Annotated in this window: 16 protein-coding genes; 12 read left to right on the top strand and 4 right to left on the bottom strand. The window is 56.0% G+C overall.

The annotated features are described in order from the left end of the window. Positions 1-20: 20 nt before the first annotated feature. The gene (locus ACR0IO_RS00575) at positions 21-1,316 is read left to right on the top strand and encodes an MmgE/PrpD family protein (protein WP_480738559.1); all 1,296 of its coding nucleotides are present in this window, start codon (positions 21-23) and stop codon (positions 1,314-1,316) included. Here ACR0IO_RS00575 and pyrC read toward each other — a convergent pair. Further along, a complete protein-coding gene (pyrC, locus tag ACR0IO_RS00570; protein WP_480738557.1) occupies positions 1,313-2,350 on the bottom strand; it encodes a dihydroorotase in 1,038 nt (345 codons plus the stop codon). The genes ACR0IO_RS00575 and pyrC overlap by 4 nt on opposite strands. Before the next feature lie 188 nt (positions 2,351-2,538). Between pyrC and ACR0IO_RS00565 the strand changes: the two genes are divergently transcribed. Both ACR0IO_RS00565 and ACR0IO_RS00560 read left to right on the top strand, forming a co-directional pair. After that, positions 2,539-3,447 (top strand): AAA family ATPase, encoded by a 909-nt coding sequence (locus tag ACR0IO_RS00565; protein WP_480738555.1) that lies wholly within the window; start codon positions 2,539-2,541, stop codon positions 3,445-3,447. A gap of 54 nt (positions 3,448-3,501) precedes the next feature. Continuing rightward, on the top strand, positions 3,502-4,758 hold the full coding sequence (locus ACR0IO_RS00560) for a vWA domain-containing protein (protein ID WP_480738553.1): 1,257 nt from the start codon (positions 3,502-3,504) through the stop codon (positions 4,756-4,758). 4 nt (positions 4,759-4,762) lie between these two features. Here the strand turns inward: ACR0IO_RS00560 and ACR0IO_RS00555 are convergent, their stop codons facing one another. After that, entirely contained in the window at positions 4,763-5,263 is a 501-nt protein-coding gene (locus ACR0IO_RS00555) for a hypothetical protein (protein WP_155142036.1), read from the bottom strand. Between the two features lie 194 nt (positions 5,264-5,457). On the opposite strand from ACR0IO_RS00555, the gene ACR0IO_RS00550 reads away from it, so the two are divergent. From ACR0IO_RS00550 to ACR0IO_RS00520, 7 genes are all read left to right on the top strand, one after another. Beyond that, positions 5,458-6,009: a YeeE/YedE thiosulfate transporter family protein gene (locus ACR0IO_RS00550; protein WP_480738548.1), complete on the top strand. Its 552-nt coding sequence runs from the start codon at positions 5,458-5,460 to the stop codon at positions 6,007-6,009. A gap of 3 nt (positions 6,010-6,012) precedes the next feature. After that, on the top strand, positions 6,013-6,603 hold the full coding sequence (locus ACR0IO_RS00545) for a YeeE/YedE thiosulfate transporter family protein (protein WP_480738546.1): 591 nt from the start codon (positions 6,013-6,015) through the stop codon (positions 6,601-6,603). Positions 6,604-6,738: 135 nt separating this feature from the next. Then, positions 6,739-7,707 carry an XdhC family protein gene (locus tag ACR0IO_RS00540; RefSeq protein WP_480738545.1) on the top strand — a complete coding sequence of 323 codons (969 nt, stop codon included), beginning with the start codon at positions 6,739-6,741 and terminating at the stop codon, positions 7,705-7,707. Continuing rightward, a complete protein-coding gene (locus tag ACR0IO_RS00535; RefSeq protein ID WP_480738541.1) occupies positions 7,704-8,705 on the top strand; it encodes a molybdopterin-binding protein in 1,002 nt (333 codons plus the stop codon). Before ACR0IO_RS00540 ends, ACR0IO_RS00535 begins: the two co-directional genes overlap by 4 nt. A 153-nt stretch (positions 8,706-8,858) precedes the next feature. Then, on the top strand, positions 8,859-9,344 hold the full coding sequence (locus ACR0IO_RS00530; RefSeq protein WP_155142029.1) for a (2Fe-2S)-binding protein: 486 nt from the start codon (positions 8,859-8,861) through the stop codon (positions 9,342-9,344). Between the two features lie 79 nt (positions 9,345-9,423). Continuing rightward, positions 9,424-11,784: a xanthine dehydrogenase family protein molybdopterin-binding subunit gene (locus ACR0IO_RS00525; protein ID WP_480738538.1), complete on the top strand. Its 2,361-nt coding sequence runs from the start codon at positions 9,424-9,426 to the stop codon at positions 11,782-11,784. A gap of 97 nt (positions 11,785-11,881) precedes the next feature. Next, complete coding sequence (locus tag ACR0IO_RS00520) at positions 11,882-12,673, top strand: FAD binding domain-containing protein (RefSeq protein ID WP_480738536.1); 792 nt, start codon at positions 11,882-11,884, stop codon at positions 12,671-12,673. Between the two features lie 47 nt (positions 12,674-12,720). Here the strand turns inward: ACR0IO_RS00520 and ACR0IO_RS00515 are convergent, their stop codons facing one another. Beyond that, a complete protein-coding gene (locus tag ACR0IO_RS00515) occupies positions 12,721-13,620 on the bottom strand; it encodes a MurR/RpiR family transcriptional regulator (RefSeq protein ID WP_480738533.1) in 900 nt (299 codons plus the stop codon). An 88-nt stretch (positions 13,621-13,708) separates the two neighbouring features. On the opposite strand from ACR0IO_RS00515, the gene ACR0IO_RS00510 reads away from it, so the two are divergent. Both ACR0IO_RS00510 and ACR0IO_RS00505 read left to right on the top strand, forming a co-directional pair. Next, positions 13,709-14,494: a beta-keto acid cleavage family enzyme gene (locus tag ACR0IO_RS00510; RefSeq protein WP_480738530.1), complete on the top strand. Its 786-nt coding sequence runs from the start codon at positions 13,709-13,711 to the stop codon at positions 14,492-14,494. A 1-nt stretch (position 14,495) separates the two neighbouring features. Continuing rightward, positions 14,496-15,818 (top strand): aspartate aminotransferase family protein, encoded by a 1,323-nt coding sequence (locus tag ACR0IO_RS00505; RefSeq protein WP_480738526.1) that lies wholly within the window; start codon positions 14,496-14,498, stop codon positions 15,816-15,818. 13 nt (positions 15,819-15,831) lie between these two features. On the opposite strand, the gene ACR0IO_RS00500 is transcribed toward ACR0IO_RS00505, so the two are convergent. Next, positions 15,832-16,941, bottom strand: coding sequence for an aromatic ring-hydroxylating oxygenase subunit alpha (locus tag ACR0IO_RS00500; protein WP_480738524.1), 1,110 nt, complete (start codon positions 16,939-16,941; stop codon positions 15,832-15,834). Positions 16,942-16,970 lie beyond the last annotated feature (29 nt).

Here is a 16,970-nt window from a genome sequence, read left to right as displayed (position 1 = left end):
TGCGCGCTAGACTGCGCCGCATGACTGATCTGACCACTGCATTTGCCGAGTTTGCGACGGGGCCTGTTTCGACAACGCTCCAGACCCGCATTGTCACTTCTTTGTCCGCGCTGGATTGGCTGGCCGTGGGAAGGGCGGGGGCCGAAGAACCGGTTTCGCGGATCATCCGGGAAATGGTTCTGGCTGAAGGCGGTGCAGAACAGGCCAGAATCTTCGGCGGCGGAGCGGCTCCATTGCGTGCGGGGGCTTTGGCGAACGGGACCATCTCGCATGCGCTGGATTATGACGACACCCATTTCGCACATATCGGTCATCCATCTGTTGCGGTGTTTCCGGCTACTCTGGCTGTTGCCACGTGGGAAGATAAACCAATCGTAGATTTGCTCGAGGCAGCACTTGTGGGGATGGAGCTGTCTATTCGCCTTGGGCTATGGCTGGGCCGGGATCATTATCAGGCCGGTTTTCACCAGACCGCCACGGCGGGTGCTTTTGGTGCAACGGCAGCTGCAGGGCGTGTCTTGGGCTTCAATTCCTCGCAAATGCGACAGGCTTTGGGGCTGACCGCTACACGTGCGGCCGGCCTGAAGGCGCAGTTTGGAACGATGGGCAAACCATACAATGCCGGTCTTGCTTCTTCCGCAGGCGTAGAAACGGCATTGCTGATTCACCGGGGTTTCGAGCCGAACGATAACGCGCTGGAGGGGCAATACGGCTTTGGTGCGACTCATAAGGGTGCTGATGACCTTTCAGCCGCTCTCGAAGGGATCGGGGACGAGTGGTTGTTTGAAAGTGTCAGCCATAAGTTTCATGCTTGTTGCCACGGCCTTCACGCAGCGCTGGAGGCAGCGCGTGATCTCGACATAGCTGAGCCCGAAGTGGCCGAGATCAAGGTCAAGACCCATCCGCGTTGGATGAGTGTTTGCAACCAGTTGTCCCCAACGACAGGTCTGGGGGCCAAGTTCTCGTACCGTACGGTGATCGCGATGCTCGCAATTGGGTATGATACCGCATTGCCAGAAAACTTTTCTGACAAAACATGCGCCGACCCACGTTTGCGTTCCCTGCGAGATCGGATCACGGTCGAAGCTGATGACGGGCTGTCTGAAACGCAGGCCCATCTGTCATTGCTGCGTCGTGACGGTATTCGTAGGGAGGCTACGCATGACTTGCTGGCGCCGATGTCACTGTCAGATCGCGAGGATCGGGTGCGTGAAAAAGCGTCGAAGCTGATTGGCGGCGAAGAGGCCGACGCGATCTGGTCAATGCTGCGCACCGGAGGGCGCGCAGCAGAACTGTCTGACAGGCTTGAGGGTTAGACCACGCGCCAGTGCAGAGGGAAGCCGGGATCGAATACCGTCACCGGGCCATCACCGCTTTCGATTTTTGAGGGATACTCAACGGGTTCACCTTTGGTCAGAGTGATGCTTCCCTCGTTCACGGGCAGACGGTAAAATGCGGGACCGATCAGCGAGGTGAAGCCTTCCAGCTTGTCCAGCGCGTCAGCCCGGTCGAACATTTCTGCCACCAGTGACATCGTGTTTGTTGCCGTAAAGCAACCGGCGCAGCCACACGCCATTTCCTTGTTCGCATCGGTGTGCGGTGCACTGTCAGTGCCAAGGAAGAACCTCGCATCGCCCGAGGTTGCTGCAGCCAGCAACGCCAGCCGGTGCTCTTCCCGTTTGGCAACAGGCAGGCAGTAGTAGTGCGGTTTGATACCGCCCACCAGAATGTGGTTGCGGTTGATGATCAGGTGATGCGCGGTGATTGTGGCACCCAGATCAGCCTCATTCGCCATAACGTAGTCGACGCCATTTGATGTGGTGATGTGTTCCATTACCACACGCAACCCGGGGGTCGATTTTCGGATCGGATCAAGCACTCGGTCGATGAACACTGCTTCGCGATCGAAGATGTCGATTTCTGGATCGGTCACCTCACCATGAACGCAAAGGGGCAGACCGATTTCGGCCATCTTCTCGAGTACGGGACGAACCTTGTCGAAATCGCGAACACCCGAGGCCGAGTTGGTCGTGGCGCCCGCAGGGTAGAGCTTGACCGCCTTCACCAATCCGGTGGCATGTGCTGCGGCGACATCTTCAGCGTCAGAATCCTCGGTCAGATACAGCGTCATCAACGGTTCGAACGTCATATCATCGGGTAGCACAGCCATAATGCGGTCGCGGTAAGCAGAGGCCTGATCCCCGGTTACGACCGGGGGCACAAGGTTTGGCATGATGATGGCGCGGCCAAAGTGGCGAGCGGTTTCGGGCAGGACGGCCTGCAGCATGGCGCCATCGCGCAGATGCAGATGCCAGTCGTCGGGGCGGCGGATCGTGAGGGTATCGGTCATGCCCCTTCCGCTAGCACAGCCGCCGGGGGCATTAAAGGCAAACCAATGTCATGGGGCTCAATTGATTGGCAACTTGATACGACTGAAATACTTGCCAATGCACCATCGCGCCGTAAGTCCATTGGGGAACACGGTCTTGACGCACAGGCGCTGGCATGACCTGTTGTGCGAGGAGGAGAGACAAGGTCATGACGCAGGCGAATTCTATTGATGCGGTTCAGAGCATGCTTGGCGAACAGGGCTATGTGTGCGGGCGATCGCTGGCGACGGTGGTTTTCTTGTCTCTGAAACTGGGGCGCCCCTTGTTTCTTGAGGGTGAAGCGGGTGTTGGGAAGACCGAGATTGCCAAAGCGCTGGCTGCTCGGCTGAACCGACGACTAATCCGGTTGCAGTGCTATGAAGGGCTGGATGCATCCTCGGCTGTCTACGAATGGAACTTTCCGGCGCAAATGGTGGCTATTCGCACTGCCGAGGCGTCAGGTGGTGCGGATCGTGGATCGCTACAGTCAGAGTTGTTTTCGGACGAATACCTGATCGAACGTCCGTTGTTGCAGGCGATGCGGCCGGATGAAAATGGTGCACCTGTCCTGCTGATTGACGAACTGGATCGCACGGACGAGCCGTTCGAGGCCTTTTTGCTTGAAGCTTTGAGTGATTTTCAGGTGACGATCCCCGAGTTGGGAACGGTTCAGGCACCCGAGCCGCCCATCGTCATCGTTACCTCGAACCGTACACGCGAAGTGCACGACGCCCTGAAACGTCGTTGTCTGTATCACTGGGTCGACTATCCAGATTTTGATCGTGAGATCGAAATCCTGCATGCACGTGCACCGGAATCTGCCGAGACGCTCAGCCGAGAGGTGGTCGCCTTTGTGCAGCGGTTGCGTACAGAAGACCTGTTTAAAAAACCCGGAGTGGCTGAGACTATCGATTGGGCGAAATGCCTCCTGGCGCTTGATGTCATCAATCTTAGCCCCGAGGTCATCGGTGACACGCTGGGGGCAATCCTGAAATATCAGGACGACATTCAGAAGCTGCAAGGATCTGAAGCCAAGCGTATTCTGGATCAGGCGAAAGCTTCGCTGGAACCAGCATGATGCTTCTTTATTCAGAAGCTGATGGGGTTGGCGGCGGAGCCTCCATAAGGTCTGATGGCTGAACAGCTCTCACTGGATATCCCCTCCGATCCCAAGCTGGCGCAGAATATCACTCATTTTGCGCGGGCATTGCGAAAGGCGGGACTGCCGATCGGAACAGGAAGGGTTGTCGATGCAATCCGCGCCGTCGAGGCAGCAGGTTTCACAAAAAAGCAGGATTTTTACTGGACCCTTCACGCCTGTTTTGTGAACCGGCCCGAGCATCGAACTGTTTTTGCTCAGGTGTTTCGTCTGTACTGGCGTGACCCTCGATATCTGGAGCATATGATGTCGATGATGCTGCCGGCCATTCGGGGTGTTCAGGAAGAACGCACGGCGGATGCCGGAGAAAAACGGGCGGCTGAGGCTTTGCTGGATGGGGTGGATCGCGATCTTCCTGATATCGCTGAACAAGAGGGTGAAACAGAAATCGAGATTGATGCGACGCAAACCGCGTCTGGCGAAGAACGCTTGCGCAATCTGGATTTCGAACAAATGAGTACAGAAGAGGTGGCTCAGGCCAAACGTATTCTTTCGCGTCTCAACCTGCCGGTAAAACCTATTAGCTCGCGTCGCGGGCAGGCCAGTCATCTGGGGCATCGAATTGATCGTGCGCGAACACTCCGTTCGGCAATGCGTCAGGGGGGCGAGCTGCGGGGTATAGCCCGTCTGCAGCCCAAACCCCGCTGGCCCAATCTGGTTGCCTTGTGCGATATCTCGGGGTCAATGAGCCAGTACAGCAGGATCATCCTGCATTTCCTCCATACGGTTTCAAATGCCAAAGGTGCGGGTTGGGCCAAAGTTCACGCTTTTACCTTTGGAACGCGTCTGACCAACATTACCCGTCATCTGCATCAAAGGGATGTCGATGCTGCACTTGCTGCCGCTGGTGCAGAAGCACAGGATTGGGAGGGGGGCACACGTATTGGGGATTGCCTGCATCAATTCAATCGCGACTGGTCGCGCCGTGTCATGGGGCAGGGTGCTGTTGTTCTGCTGATCACCGATGGCTTGGAACGCGGCGCACCGGAGGAACTGGAAAAAGAGATTGAGCGGCTACATCTGTCGTCACGCCGGCTGATCTGGCTCAATCCGTTGCTCAGATGGGATGGATTTGCGCCCAAAGCTCAGGGGATCATGACGATGCTGCCACATGTTGACAGCTTCCGTGCAGGTCATTCCATCGCCTCACTCGAGGATCTGGCGAACGTCATCTCAAAGCCTGATGATGAGGGAGAGAAAGCGCGACTGCTGGCCGCGCTTTCTGCCTGAGGGATTACCCAAGCTGCTTTTCGTTGCACTCACGCGCCATTTCCATGGCTTTGTAGGTGCCGGTCAGATCAACGGTAAACGCGAATTCCTTTTCGGGGAACACGACCATGACTTTCTGTTTTGCAATGTCATCAGCGAATTGAGGATCGTCTGACAGGACATATCCACCTGAATAACCCTTGGTGATGTTGCCTTTCATGCCAGTAGCTTCGCCAACATAGATATTGTCGCCCAGCAGAATGGCCACGGCCTCTTTTTCACCGCGCTTGATATCGGTTTTGGCCTTGGTGAAGACACCGACATAGCCAACGCTGCGATCTTCGGTCAAGCCCATCTGAACCACGTTTTCAGCGTCATCAACGGCTTCAATCAGGCAGGATTTCTTTTCGTTATCGACGAAGACCTTCCAGCCTTCGACTTCACCATAGCGTACAAATGTATCAGCCCAAGCGGCAGTCGATGCCAAAAGACCAATTGCCGTTCCCAGTGTAAGAATGCGTTTCAACTCTTTGTCTCCATTTTAAAATTCTTGATGATGTATCGAGGGCGAAAGTCACCCTGTACAAGCGCAAGCTAGTGTTTGCGTAAGTCACAATCAATGCTCAGAACATTTGAATGCGACTTGATTTATATCATTCACAAAGTGGAATGTATTATGTATTCCGTATTTAGAATGTAATAGCGCGAAGGAATCAAACCGTGCCACTCAACTGGAAACTAGGCGGCGTTCTGCTGGGCCTTGTCTTTTTTATGGCGGTCCTGCTGGTCAAGCCAATTGGTGTGTCAACGCAGTTCGTCATTCTCGATGGCATTGTGGCTGACGCCGTCAACCCGAGCCTCGTGACCGCAACGGACCAGGGATACACTTCGACAAATGCCTATCTGGCCAAATCTGATGGCAAGTATGCCAAGGCTGTCTCAAACCCGTTGAACTATTCCTTCGTGTTTGTGGTGGCCATGATGCTGGGTGGGTTTTTGTCTGCAATGTTTCGCGGCGGCATTGAAGCTTCCGATCGCAGCATTCCAGCGCTTTGGAGGGCTAACTTCGGCGACTGTGCAAAGAAGAGATATGCAGCAGCGTTTCTTGGTGGTTTTATCGTCCTGTATGGTGCGCGGTTGGCAGGCGGGTGCACCTCAGGCCACATGATGTCCGGAATGATGCAGACAGCTGTCAGCGGCTACATCTTTGCTGCCGGTGCCTTTGCCGCAGCGATCCCCGTATCTCTGATCATGTTCAAAAAGGAGGCCTGATCCATGACCTCGATCTTTCTTGCTTTGGTGATTGGTACAGCCTTCGGCGCAGTGCTTGATCGTGTAGGGGCATCCAACCCTACAATCATCAACCGGATGCTGAATCTAACGAACATCAACCTTGCGAAGTCTATCCTGCTGGCCATCGGCACGGGTTCCATACTTATGTTTGGTGGACAAATGCTCGGGCTGGTCGATGTGGGGCACATGTCTGTGAAAACAGCCTATATTGGCGTGTTTATCGGTGGCCTCTTGCTGGGCGCAGGCTGGGCTGTTTCCGGATATTGTCCGGGGACTGGTGTGGTTGCTGCAGCGTCAGGGCGCAAAGATGCACTGTTCTTTATTGCCGGAGGATTGCTGGGGGCTGCTGCGTACATGATGACCTACCCGGCCTGGAAAGCGTCTGGCCTGCTCGACAAGATCGCAGGTGGCAAAGTGACCCTCGGGACGGTCCCGGGTTCCGGATACGAGGGTCTGACATCATTGCCCGGCGATATCGTTGGCATCGTGATGGGATTGGCCTTCGTCGCGATCGCGTTTGCTCTGCCAGAAAGGCTGATTGGACAAACGGTACAAGCGCAACCTGCTGATTAAACCCAACGAAACATGCGAGGCGCAGTGAGATGGACACGCCCTCGCATCGCGGCCCGGCGTCCCGTGATACTGCCGGGCCGCTTTTCATTGCGCCAAACCTACCTATGTTGGTCCATGAAATTCCCGGAGGTTTTCATGGATCGATTCGACAACAGCCCCGAGACAGCGTTGGATTGGTATCGCAATGGGAGTGGTGCCGCATTGGCCACGGTTGTTCAGACTTGGGGCAGTGCGCCACGACGTGTGGGATCGCAGCTGGTGATTGGTGGCGACGGCCGCATCGAAGGTTCTGTTTCTGGCGGTTGTGTCGAAGGCGCAGTTATTGTCGAAGCACTGGAGGCCATTGAAGAGGGCGAGGCGCGTCTGCTCGAATTCGGGGTCAGTGACGAAGACGCCTTTGCGGTCGGTTTGGCCTGTGGTGGAACGATCCGGGTGTTGGTTGAACCTGTGGGGTCGGTCCTTCCTGAACCGATGTTGGCCGAACTGGTTGCAGCACGCGCTCGGCGCGAGCCGTTGGCGTACGAGGTCAACGTGGAGACCGGGCAACGCGCATTGCGCCGAAATGCATATGCCGACCGACTGCGCATGGACCGGTCTGGTTTTGAAGAGGATGGTCAGACATTTGTGGCCGTTCACAACCCGCCATTGCGTCTGATCGTAGTGGGTGCTGTTCACATCGCACAGGCCCTTGTACCAATGGCCCGGATAGCCGGATATGATCCGGCGATCGTGGATCCACGCGAGACATTTGCATCCAGTTCGAGATTTCCGGGCGAGACGATCCTGACAGATTGGCCGGATGAAGCGGTCGCCAAACTGGGTCTGGACACGCGCACTGCAGTGGTTTTGCTGACCCACGATCCAAAGCTTGATGATCCTGCGTTGGAGGCCGCTCTTGAGGCGAACGTTTTCTACATTGGGGCGCTGGGTTCGACACGCACACATGCCAAGCGTGTTGAGCGTATGAAGGAAACTGGCTTCAAAGCTGAACAGATTGACCAGATTCATGGTCCGATTGGCTTGGATATTGGCGCAGCGGGACCATCGGAAATCGCGGTGGCTATTCTTGCACAAATGACAGCCGTGCTTCGGGGTAAAGCATGAAATTTGGTCCGGTACCGGTTTCTGAGGCTGCAGGCGCAATTCTTGCACATTCCGTCAAAGCCGGAGACCAAAAGCTCCGCAAAGGGCTTGAACTGACAGACCAGCATATCAGCATGTTGGAGCAGGCAGGCCATTCTGAGGTCATCGTCGCGAGGCTGGAGCCAGGTGATTGCCACGAAGATGAAGCAGCCCGAATGCTTGCTGCTGCATTGGCACCGGAACCAGCGCAGGTGAACCTTCGCGTGACAGAGCCGTTTACCGGCCGTGTGAACCTTTTGGCCGATGGACCGGGGGTTGTTGTACTGGATACCGCTGCACTGCAACGGTTCAATCTGGTTAACCCGATGATCACCGTTGCTACTGTTCCGCAGTATCAACAGATGGGTGCGGGCGGCATGGTCGCGACGATCAAGGTTATTTCCTATGCGGTACCCGGTTCGGACGTCATGCATGCCGCGCGTTTGGCTCAGGCTTCGATCCGTTTGGCAGCGCCCGTTCACAGAACAGCAGGCCTGATCGTCACCGACATTCCGGGTGGACCACCGAACGAAAAGGGCATCGCTGCGATACGGGGGCGGATAGAGGCCCTGGGTATGGACCTCAGCGATATCAAGATCGTTCCGCATCGTGTTGATGAATTGGCCGCTGCTGTATCTGACCTGCAGGGCGATGTCGCAATGATCCTGACTGGATCCGCAACGTCGGATGAGAACGATGTCGCACCAAGCGCGGTGAGGGTAGCCGGAGGGTTCGTAGACCGATTTGGGATGCCGGTCGATCCCGGCAATCTTTTGTTCATAGGGGCGCTGAAAGACAAACCAGTCATCGGCCTGCCGGGCTGCGCGCGATCACCTGCGCTGAATGGTGCTGACTGGGTGCTGTCCCGGGTCGCCTGCGGTATTGCGACCACAGGCGAAGACATCGCTGGCATGGGCGTCGGCGGTCTGCTCAAGGAAATTCCCACCAGACCTCAGCCGAGGGCTGGCAAAGGAAAGTGACGTAGCGGCAGATTTGACCGCTGCGACTGCCACTATAGCTGGTGGAGATCATGAGACTGAAATGCCTCAAAAAACGGCAAATATTTTTGTTCTCAAACAAATTTTCCCGTGTTTAACTCGACGTGAGGAAAAAATACCAAATGGGAGGAGCTTATGACACAGGTCTCAATGACCGTGAACGGAAAGTCCGTGAGCGGTGATGTCGAGGGCCGGACTTTGCTGTCCAGCTTTCTACGTGAACACCTGTCGCTGACCGGAACGCATGTCGGATGCGATACTGCACAATGCGGCGCATGCGTGGTGCATGTGAATGGCGAGGCGGTAAAATCCTGCAACATGCTGGCGCTTGAAGCAGACGGCGCGGATGTGGGCACGATTGAAGGGCAGGCCAACGCGGATGGCTCGCTGAATGTTATCCAACAAGCGTTTCAGGATCATCATGGTTTGCAATGCGGTTTTTGCACACCGGGAATGGTGATGAGCGCAGCGGCCCTGCTGAAAGAGAATCCGCGCCCGACAGAATCCGAAATACGTAAGTATCTGGAGGGCAATCTGTGTCGCTGTACCGGATACCACAACATCGTCAAAGCGATCATGGCCGCATCCGGTCAGGACGTCAGCAGCATCGCTGCGGAATGATGCCGCTGCGGGCGTGAGGAGGACGCCCGTGGGATGACATAGGGTGCACCAGCATCCGTTTATGGGAGGAGAACAAGCAATGCCCAAAGACAGTGGCATCGGAGCCAGTTCCAAGCGGCGCGAAGACGTACGCTTTCTGACCGGAGCGGGCAATTATACCGACGACATCAACGTACATGGCCAGGCCTATGTACATTTCCTACGGTCCGACATCGCGCATGGACGGATCAAAAGTATCGACACGTCTGCAGCTGAAGGCATGCCGGGCGTGGTCAAGGTTTTCACTGGCAAGGATTTCGAAGGTGTGGGCGGGATGCCCTGCGGTTGGGAAGTGACCGACAAGCACGGCGCGCCGATGCAGGAGCCGCCGCACCCCATTTTGGCACAGGGCAAGGTGCGCCATGTGGGCGACCCGATTGCGGCCGTTGTGGCCGACAGTCTTGAACAGGCCCGTGACGCGGCCGAGGCGATTGATCTTGATATCGAAGAACTGCCGGCAGTTATGAACATGAAAGCAGCCGCGCAAGATGGCGCGACGCTGGTTCACGACGATCTAAAGAACAACATCTGCTATGACTGGCAGTTGGGCGAGACCGACGACGCCAAGGTCGATGAGGTCTTTGCCAACGCGGCGCACGTGACGACGCTGGATTTGGTGAACAACCGCCTGGTCGCCAACCCGATGGAGCCGCGCGTGGCGGTGGGCGAGTACAAGCGCGGGACGGATGAGTATACTCTCTATACCACCTCGCAAAACCCGCATGTGATCCGACTGCTGATGTGCGCCTTTGTTCTAGGCCTGCCCGAGCACAAGGTCCGCGTGGTGGCCCCGGATGTGGGCGGCGGCTTTGGCACCAAGATCTTCCACTATGCGGAAGAGGCGTTTTGTACCTTTGCCGCCAAAGCCTGTGGCCGCCCGGTCAAATGGACGTCCAGCCGGTCCGAGGCGTTCATGTCGGATGCCCATGGCCGTGACCATGTCAGCAAGATCGAACTGGCGCTGGATGCAGATAACAATTTCATCGGTCTGCGGACTAACACCTATGCCAATTTGGGCGCGTATCTGTCGACCTTCTCCAGTTCGGTTCCGACTTGGCTGCATGGCACGCTGATGGCGGGCAACTACAAAACACCGGTCATTCAGGTGAATGTGAAGGCGATGTTCACCAACACGGTACCGGTGGACGCCTATCGTGGCGCTGGCCGTCCCGAAGCGACTTATCAGCTGGAACGTGTCGTCGATAAAGCAGCACGAGAGTTGGGCGTCGATCCGATTGCCCTACGCCGTCAGAACTTTGTCACTCAGTTCCCCTATGACACGCCGGTGGCGCTGACCTATGACACCGGGGATTACAACGGGACGATGGACAAGCTTGAGGCCGCTGCTGATCTGGCAGGCTTTGCTGCGCGTCGTGCAGCGAGTGAAGCCAACGGCAAGCTGCGCGGTCTGGGCGTCAACTGCTATATCGAGGCCTGCGGCATCGCACCTTCGAACATCGTCGGTATGCTGGGGGCCCGCGCAGGTCTCTATGATGCCGCAACCGTTCGGGTAAATGCCACCGGTTCGATCAGCGTCATGGTCGGTGCGCACAGCCACGGGCAGGGGCATGAGACGGCCTTCCCGCAAGTTGTGGCTGACATGATCGGCATCGACGAGTCGATGGTCGAGATCGTGCATGGCGATACCTCGAAAATCCCGTTTGGCATGGGTACCTATGGCTCGCGTTCACTGGCGGTCTGTGGCTCGGCAATGGTCAAAGCGACTGAAAAGGTGATCGAGAAGGCCAAGAAGATCGCGGCCCACCTGTTGGAAGCCTCCGAGGCCGATATCGAACTGAAGGACGGTCAGTTCAGCGTCGCAGGCACCGACAAATCGGTGGCTTGGGGCGATGTGACCCTGACAGCCTATGTGCCGCACAACTATCCGCTGGAGGTTGAACCCGGGCTGGAGGAGACCGCGTTTTACGACCCGGCGAACTTTACCTTCCCGGCAGGTGCTTATGCCTGTGAGGTCGAAGTTGACCCCGAGACCGGTCAGGTGACCATCGAGGCCTTCACCGCCGCAGATGACTTTGGCAACATCATCAACCCGATGATTGTTGACGGTCAGGTGCATGGCGGTATCGGTCAGGGCATTGGACAGGCGCTGCTTGAAAACTGTGCCTATGATGAAAATGGTCAGCTGCTGAGCGCATCCTTCATGGACTATGCAATGCCGCGTGCCGATGATCTGCCGTTTTATGAGGTTGATCATTCCAGCCAGACCCCATGCACCCACAATCCGCTGGGTGTGAAAGGGTGTGGTGAGGCAGGAGCCATCGGTTCCCCGCCGGCAGTGGTCAATGCTGTTATCGATGCGTTGAACTCGGGAGGAAAGGCTGTCGATCACATCGATATGCCTGTCAGCCCGTCGCGTGTCTGGGCAGCAATGAACAGTTGAATGGAGAGGGTAGACCGGGGGCATTGCCTCCCGGACCTCCGAAATATCTATAGCCAGATGAAGAACGGATCTGCGTTCTTCGGAAAGGAAAAGCGAAATGTATAGTTTCGAGTTCGAAAAACCCTCGACCATCTCGGACGCCGTGGCCGCGCTTGGATCCGAGGATGCTCAGGCATTGGGGGGTGGACAAACACTCATCCCAACGCTGAAGCAAAGATTGGCCGCACCAACAACTTTGGTCAGCCTAAGCAGTATCCCCGAGATGCAGGGTGTTTGTGTCGAAGATGACGGCTCACTTGCTATTGGCGGGGCAACGACACATGCAACGGTCGCTGCAGAGACAGCAGACAAATATGCAGCGCTGTCCGATCTTGCCGGTCACATCGGTGATCCCGCTGTACGTAATCGGGGCACTATTGGCGGCTCACTTGCCAACAACGACCCGGCGGCCTGCTATCCGGCAGCGGCATTGGGGTCGGGCGCAACGATCATCACCAACAACCGCAGTGTGTCAGCAGATGATTTCTTTCAGGGCATGTTCACAACTGCTCTGGATGAAGGTGAGATCATCACCACCGTCCACTTCCCGATTCCGCAAGCAGCGAGCTATCAGAAGTTCCTTCAACCGGCGTCCCGATTTGCACTAGTTGGTGTTTTCCTCGCTCGATTTGCTGATGGGGTGCGTGTAGCGGTGACTGGTGCCAGCGAAGATGGTGTGTTCCGCTGGTCAGAAGCAGAAGAGGCGTTGAACAAAGAGTTTCGACCTGATGCGCTGATGGATCTGAAAATCAATCCGATGAACATGATCGGTGATCTGCATGGCAGCAAGGAATACCGTGCGCATCTTGTTGGCGTCATGACCAAACGCGCTGTTGAAGACTGCATCTGAACGGTTGAAAAAATCGTTCCAAAGCCCCGGAGTTTTCTTCGGGGCTTTTATTTTCGTCTGATCTTGGGGCGCGGTGCTGCGCGCCAATACGCACCAGTATCTTCCCGAGCCGTCTGATACTCTTCAACACGCTGACGCGCCGCATCGCCGTTGGCTTCGAAAAGATGCCCTAACAGGCACTCCAGAACGGCCATAGCGCCGGAAAAGCTGGAGAAATGATGTTGAGAGCGGGTGCTGATTTTCAGAACGACGTCAGGCTCAAGCCCAGGTGCGACTACATCGCTATCGGACAACATTATAATCTTTGCACTCCGATCACGGGCGAACCGCATCGATTGAATGGTATCGGCGGAATAGGGATGGACCGTTATGGCAAAGAGGCAATCATTCTGATCTGCCTTAAGCAAATCGTCGATCGCTGACCCCATATGCCGCGGGATCAATTGAAGCCCTGGATGCGCCATGCGACCGGCATAGTGAAAGTAATAGGCCAATGCATAGCTGGCACGGGTCGCGGTTACAAAGCATCGGTCTGCGGAAGTGATCAATTCCACAGCCTGCTTTACTCTGTCGGGTTCAGACAGACGAAGTGAACGCGTGACGACATTCAGTTCGTTCCGGGCAAATACTGCTTGAGATGCGGCAAATGAATCATCGCCCTGCATTCTGGATAGCCAGTCTTGTCCAAGCAGGAGCTCGCGGTCGGTTACAAGATCCTGCCGAAAGGGGTGGCGGAAGGCTTCGAATCCTTCAAACCCCAGATAATGCGCCAGCCGCACTATAACATTTGTGCTGACGCCTATTTTGTCTGCGCTAACCCGTATTGAATCGATCCCGAAATCAGCAGGGTGATCTATGATGTACTTGGTCGCCGCCTGAAGTTGCGCAGGCATCTTGTCGATTTCGCGGCGTAGCCGGTCGATCAGTTGGGTCGTTGTCTGTGTCATAAAATGAAAAAAACATATGTTTTGAAATAAGCAAGTTGAAAACGTGCTCTCAACGGATACATCGGCTTTGACCCATGGAGGTGGAGCTATGTCTGGCACCAAGCAACAACACCAAGATTCAAGCATCGGAGCGGTTTTGCCGTATATCCTGGTTGCTCCGAACGGAGCGCGAAGAGACCATGATGATCACGCTGGTCTTCCGGTAACTCTGGATGAAATCGTCGATACAGCTCGTGCGTGTTCCGAGGTTGGGGCCAATGGATTGCATTTGCATGTGCGCGATGACCTGGGCGCACATTCACTGGATGCAGGGCGGTACCGCGAGACAATCGCCGAAGTGCAGCGGGCGGTTCCCTCGATGGATATCCAGATCACCACCGAAGCTGCCGGTGTTTTTGATGTTCCGGCTCAGTTCGAATGCCTGAAGAGAGTGCAACCCAGTTGGGCCTCAATCTCGATACGTGAGATTGCGCGAGTGCCCGAAATGGCTGAAAGCGTTTACGCGTTGTGCGCGGATCAGGGTACGCGCGTTCAGCATATTCTGTATGACGCTGCTGATGCAGAGTTGTTGAGTGAGTGGCAACGCATCGGAACTGTTCGTACCGATCAGGTCGACCGTCTGTTGGTGCTGGGACGTTATTCCACAGATCAGGAATCAACGCCTGAAGATCTCGATCGGTTTCCGACGCATCAAGACCCATGGATGATCTGCGCGTTTGGATCGCAGGAACATGATTGTTTGCAAGCGGCTGCGCTCCGCGGTGCGGATGTAAGAGTTGGATTTGAGAACAGCCTGACCAACCCAGAGGGTAAGCCCTGGACAGATAACGCGGCATCGGTCGCAGCGCTGGTCAATCGTTTGAAAGGAATTTGAAATGAGCCACGTATTTCCACGCCATACAAAATCGGTGCTCCCTGTCGCAGCGGATGGAGATGGATGTTACCTGATTGACGATCAGGGCAAACGGTATCTGGATTGTGGTGATGCCGCAGTTTCCTGTCTTGGACACTCCAACCCTGCGGTGATCAAGGCGGTTCAGGATCAGGTTGAACAAATTGCCTTTGCGCATACCGGGTTCATGACCTCGGAACCGGCCGAAGAGCTGGCGGACTTGCTGATCGAACATGCGCCGGGTGATCTGGACCGAGTGTATTTTGTTTCGGGCGGGTCAGAAGCAACCGAAGCTGCGATCAAACTGGCGCGTCAGTACTATCTCGAGATCGGTCAGCCTGAGCGCCGTCATGTTATCGCTCGGAGACAGAGCTATCACGGGAATACACTGGGTGCTTTGTCGGCTGGCGGCAATGCGTGGCGCCGCGCACAGTTCGCGCCTATGCTGATCGACATGACCCATATCTCGGCTTGCTACGAGTATGCTGAGAAGCCTGAAGATGAGAGCAGCTTTGACTATGGCCAGCGGATCGCCAATGAACTGGAGGCTGAAATTCTGCATCTGGGTCCGGACACCGTGATGGCCTTTATGGCCGAGCCGGTGGTTGGAGCAACTCTTGGTGCTGTCCCTGCGGTGGATGGGTATTTCAAGCGGATCCGCGAAATCTGTGATCAGTACGGGGTGTTGTTGATCCTTGATGAGGTCATGTGTGGTATGGGTCGGACAGGACATCTGTTTGCCTGTGATCACGACGGGGTGGCGCCGGATATCCTGTGTATTGCCAAGGGATTGGGGGCTGGTTATCAGCCAATCGGTGCGATGATGTGCACCGGTAAGATCTATGATGCGATCCGTGATGGTTCGGGCTTTTTTCAGCACGGGCACACCTATATCGGTCACCCGGTTGCAACAGCTGCCGCTCTGGCCGTGGTTCGCGAACTGACCGGGCGCGAACTGCCTGCGCGCGCCGGTGTGATGGGCGAAAAGCTACAATCCGCGCTGGAGGTCGCTTTCGGCCAACATCCCAACATCGGCGATATTCGCGGCAGAGGGTTGTTCCGTGGAGTTGAGATAGTATCCGACCGTGAAACTCGTGCTCCGTTTGATCCCGCGCTAGGGATTGCCGGAAAGATCAAAAAGGCAGCCTTCGCAGAAGGTTTGATTTGCTATCCGATGTCCGGGACGCGCGACGGTAAGAACGGCGACCACGTTTTGCTTGCGCCGCCATTCATCATCGAGGATGCGCAGATCGACGAGCTTGTCAGCAAGCTATCGAAGGCAATCGACGTTTCGCTGCCAGCTTAAAAAAACGACAAAGTCAGAGGGCGATGTCGCCCATGGCCCTCTGATAATGCTCATTGAATGCCATGATCGGATGCTCAGACTGAGATGAGCATGCATCGTCAACCACAAGTGCACCATAACCTAACGCACCGCTTTCGAGCCCACGCTGCACCGAATCCACGATAGGGCCGTCTTCGGCAAAGGTGGTAGTGCGATGCTGCAGAATGATCTCGCGCTCGACGTCGTTTGGTTTGGAGGCGGGCAGCCACCAGTCAACCTCGATCTTTGTCCTGTTCACGCCAAGCGGTTTCCAGCGGTAGGTGTTCACGATGCCGCCGGGATAGACCTGAAGTGCGAATAGAGGAAAGAACCACCAGGTTAGAAACTTGTCAGTGCGCGCCTCGGGGTCGGCGACATAGCTGTAGGATTTTTGCGAGTCCGGTCGGGCAGGGCTGGCGTGTCGAATCCCATAATCAAAACCGCGGGTTCGGTATTGGTCAGGGTCGACAACGCCGGAAGTCAGCGTCTTATGAACCACCGCACAGTGGTAGCATTCGTTGAAATTCTCGGCGACCACCTTCCAGTTGGCCTGTGCAAGCCGTTCCGTCCGGTCCGCGCGTTTGTAGCTGGCAAGATTGGGGGCATAGTCCGAAATCTCGCTTAGGGCGCTATGGGCCAAATCTGCCAATGGTCGCGCTTCGGGATCGAGGTTTACCAGAATCAAACCAAAGAACATTTCAACCCGAACCGGTCGCAGCTTGTACTGGCTTTTGTCGAACCCCGGAAAGGCCGTAGCGTTTGGGGCGGCGCGCAGTTGACCCGTCGTGTCGTAGGTCCACGCGTGATAGGGGCAAGTCATCTTCTTGGTGCAGCCCTTTCCGTTCAGCAATTCATGGCCGCGATGCACACAGACATTGTAGAAGGCGCGGATTTTGCCATCCTGCCCGCGAATGACAATCACAGAAACACCGCTGATATCTTCGACGACATAGTCTCCAAAGTTCGGAATATCTGTTGCGTGCCCAACCAATTGCCACGCTCGCTTGAAGATCAGGTCGCGTTCTTGGGTGAATATGCCTTCGTCACAATACGCCCGGGCAGGAAGCGATTGGTACACGCCGCCGGAAAAAGACATCTCACCCATAGCTGCCTCCTTTGTCTGGTCGCACCAGA

Source organism: Ruegeria sp. CE12, from assembly GCF_056537525.1.
This window is presented reverse-complemented; position numbering and strand designations above follow the sequence as displayed.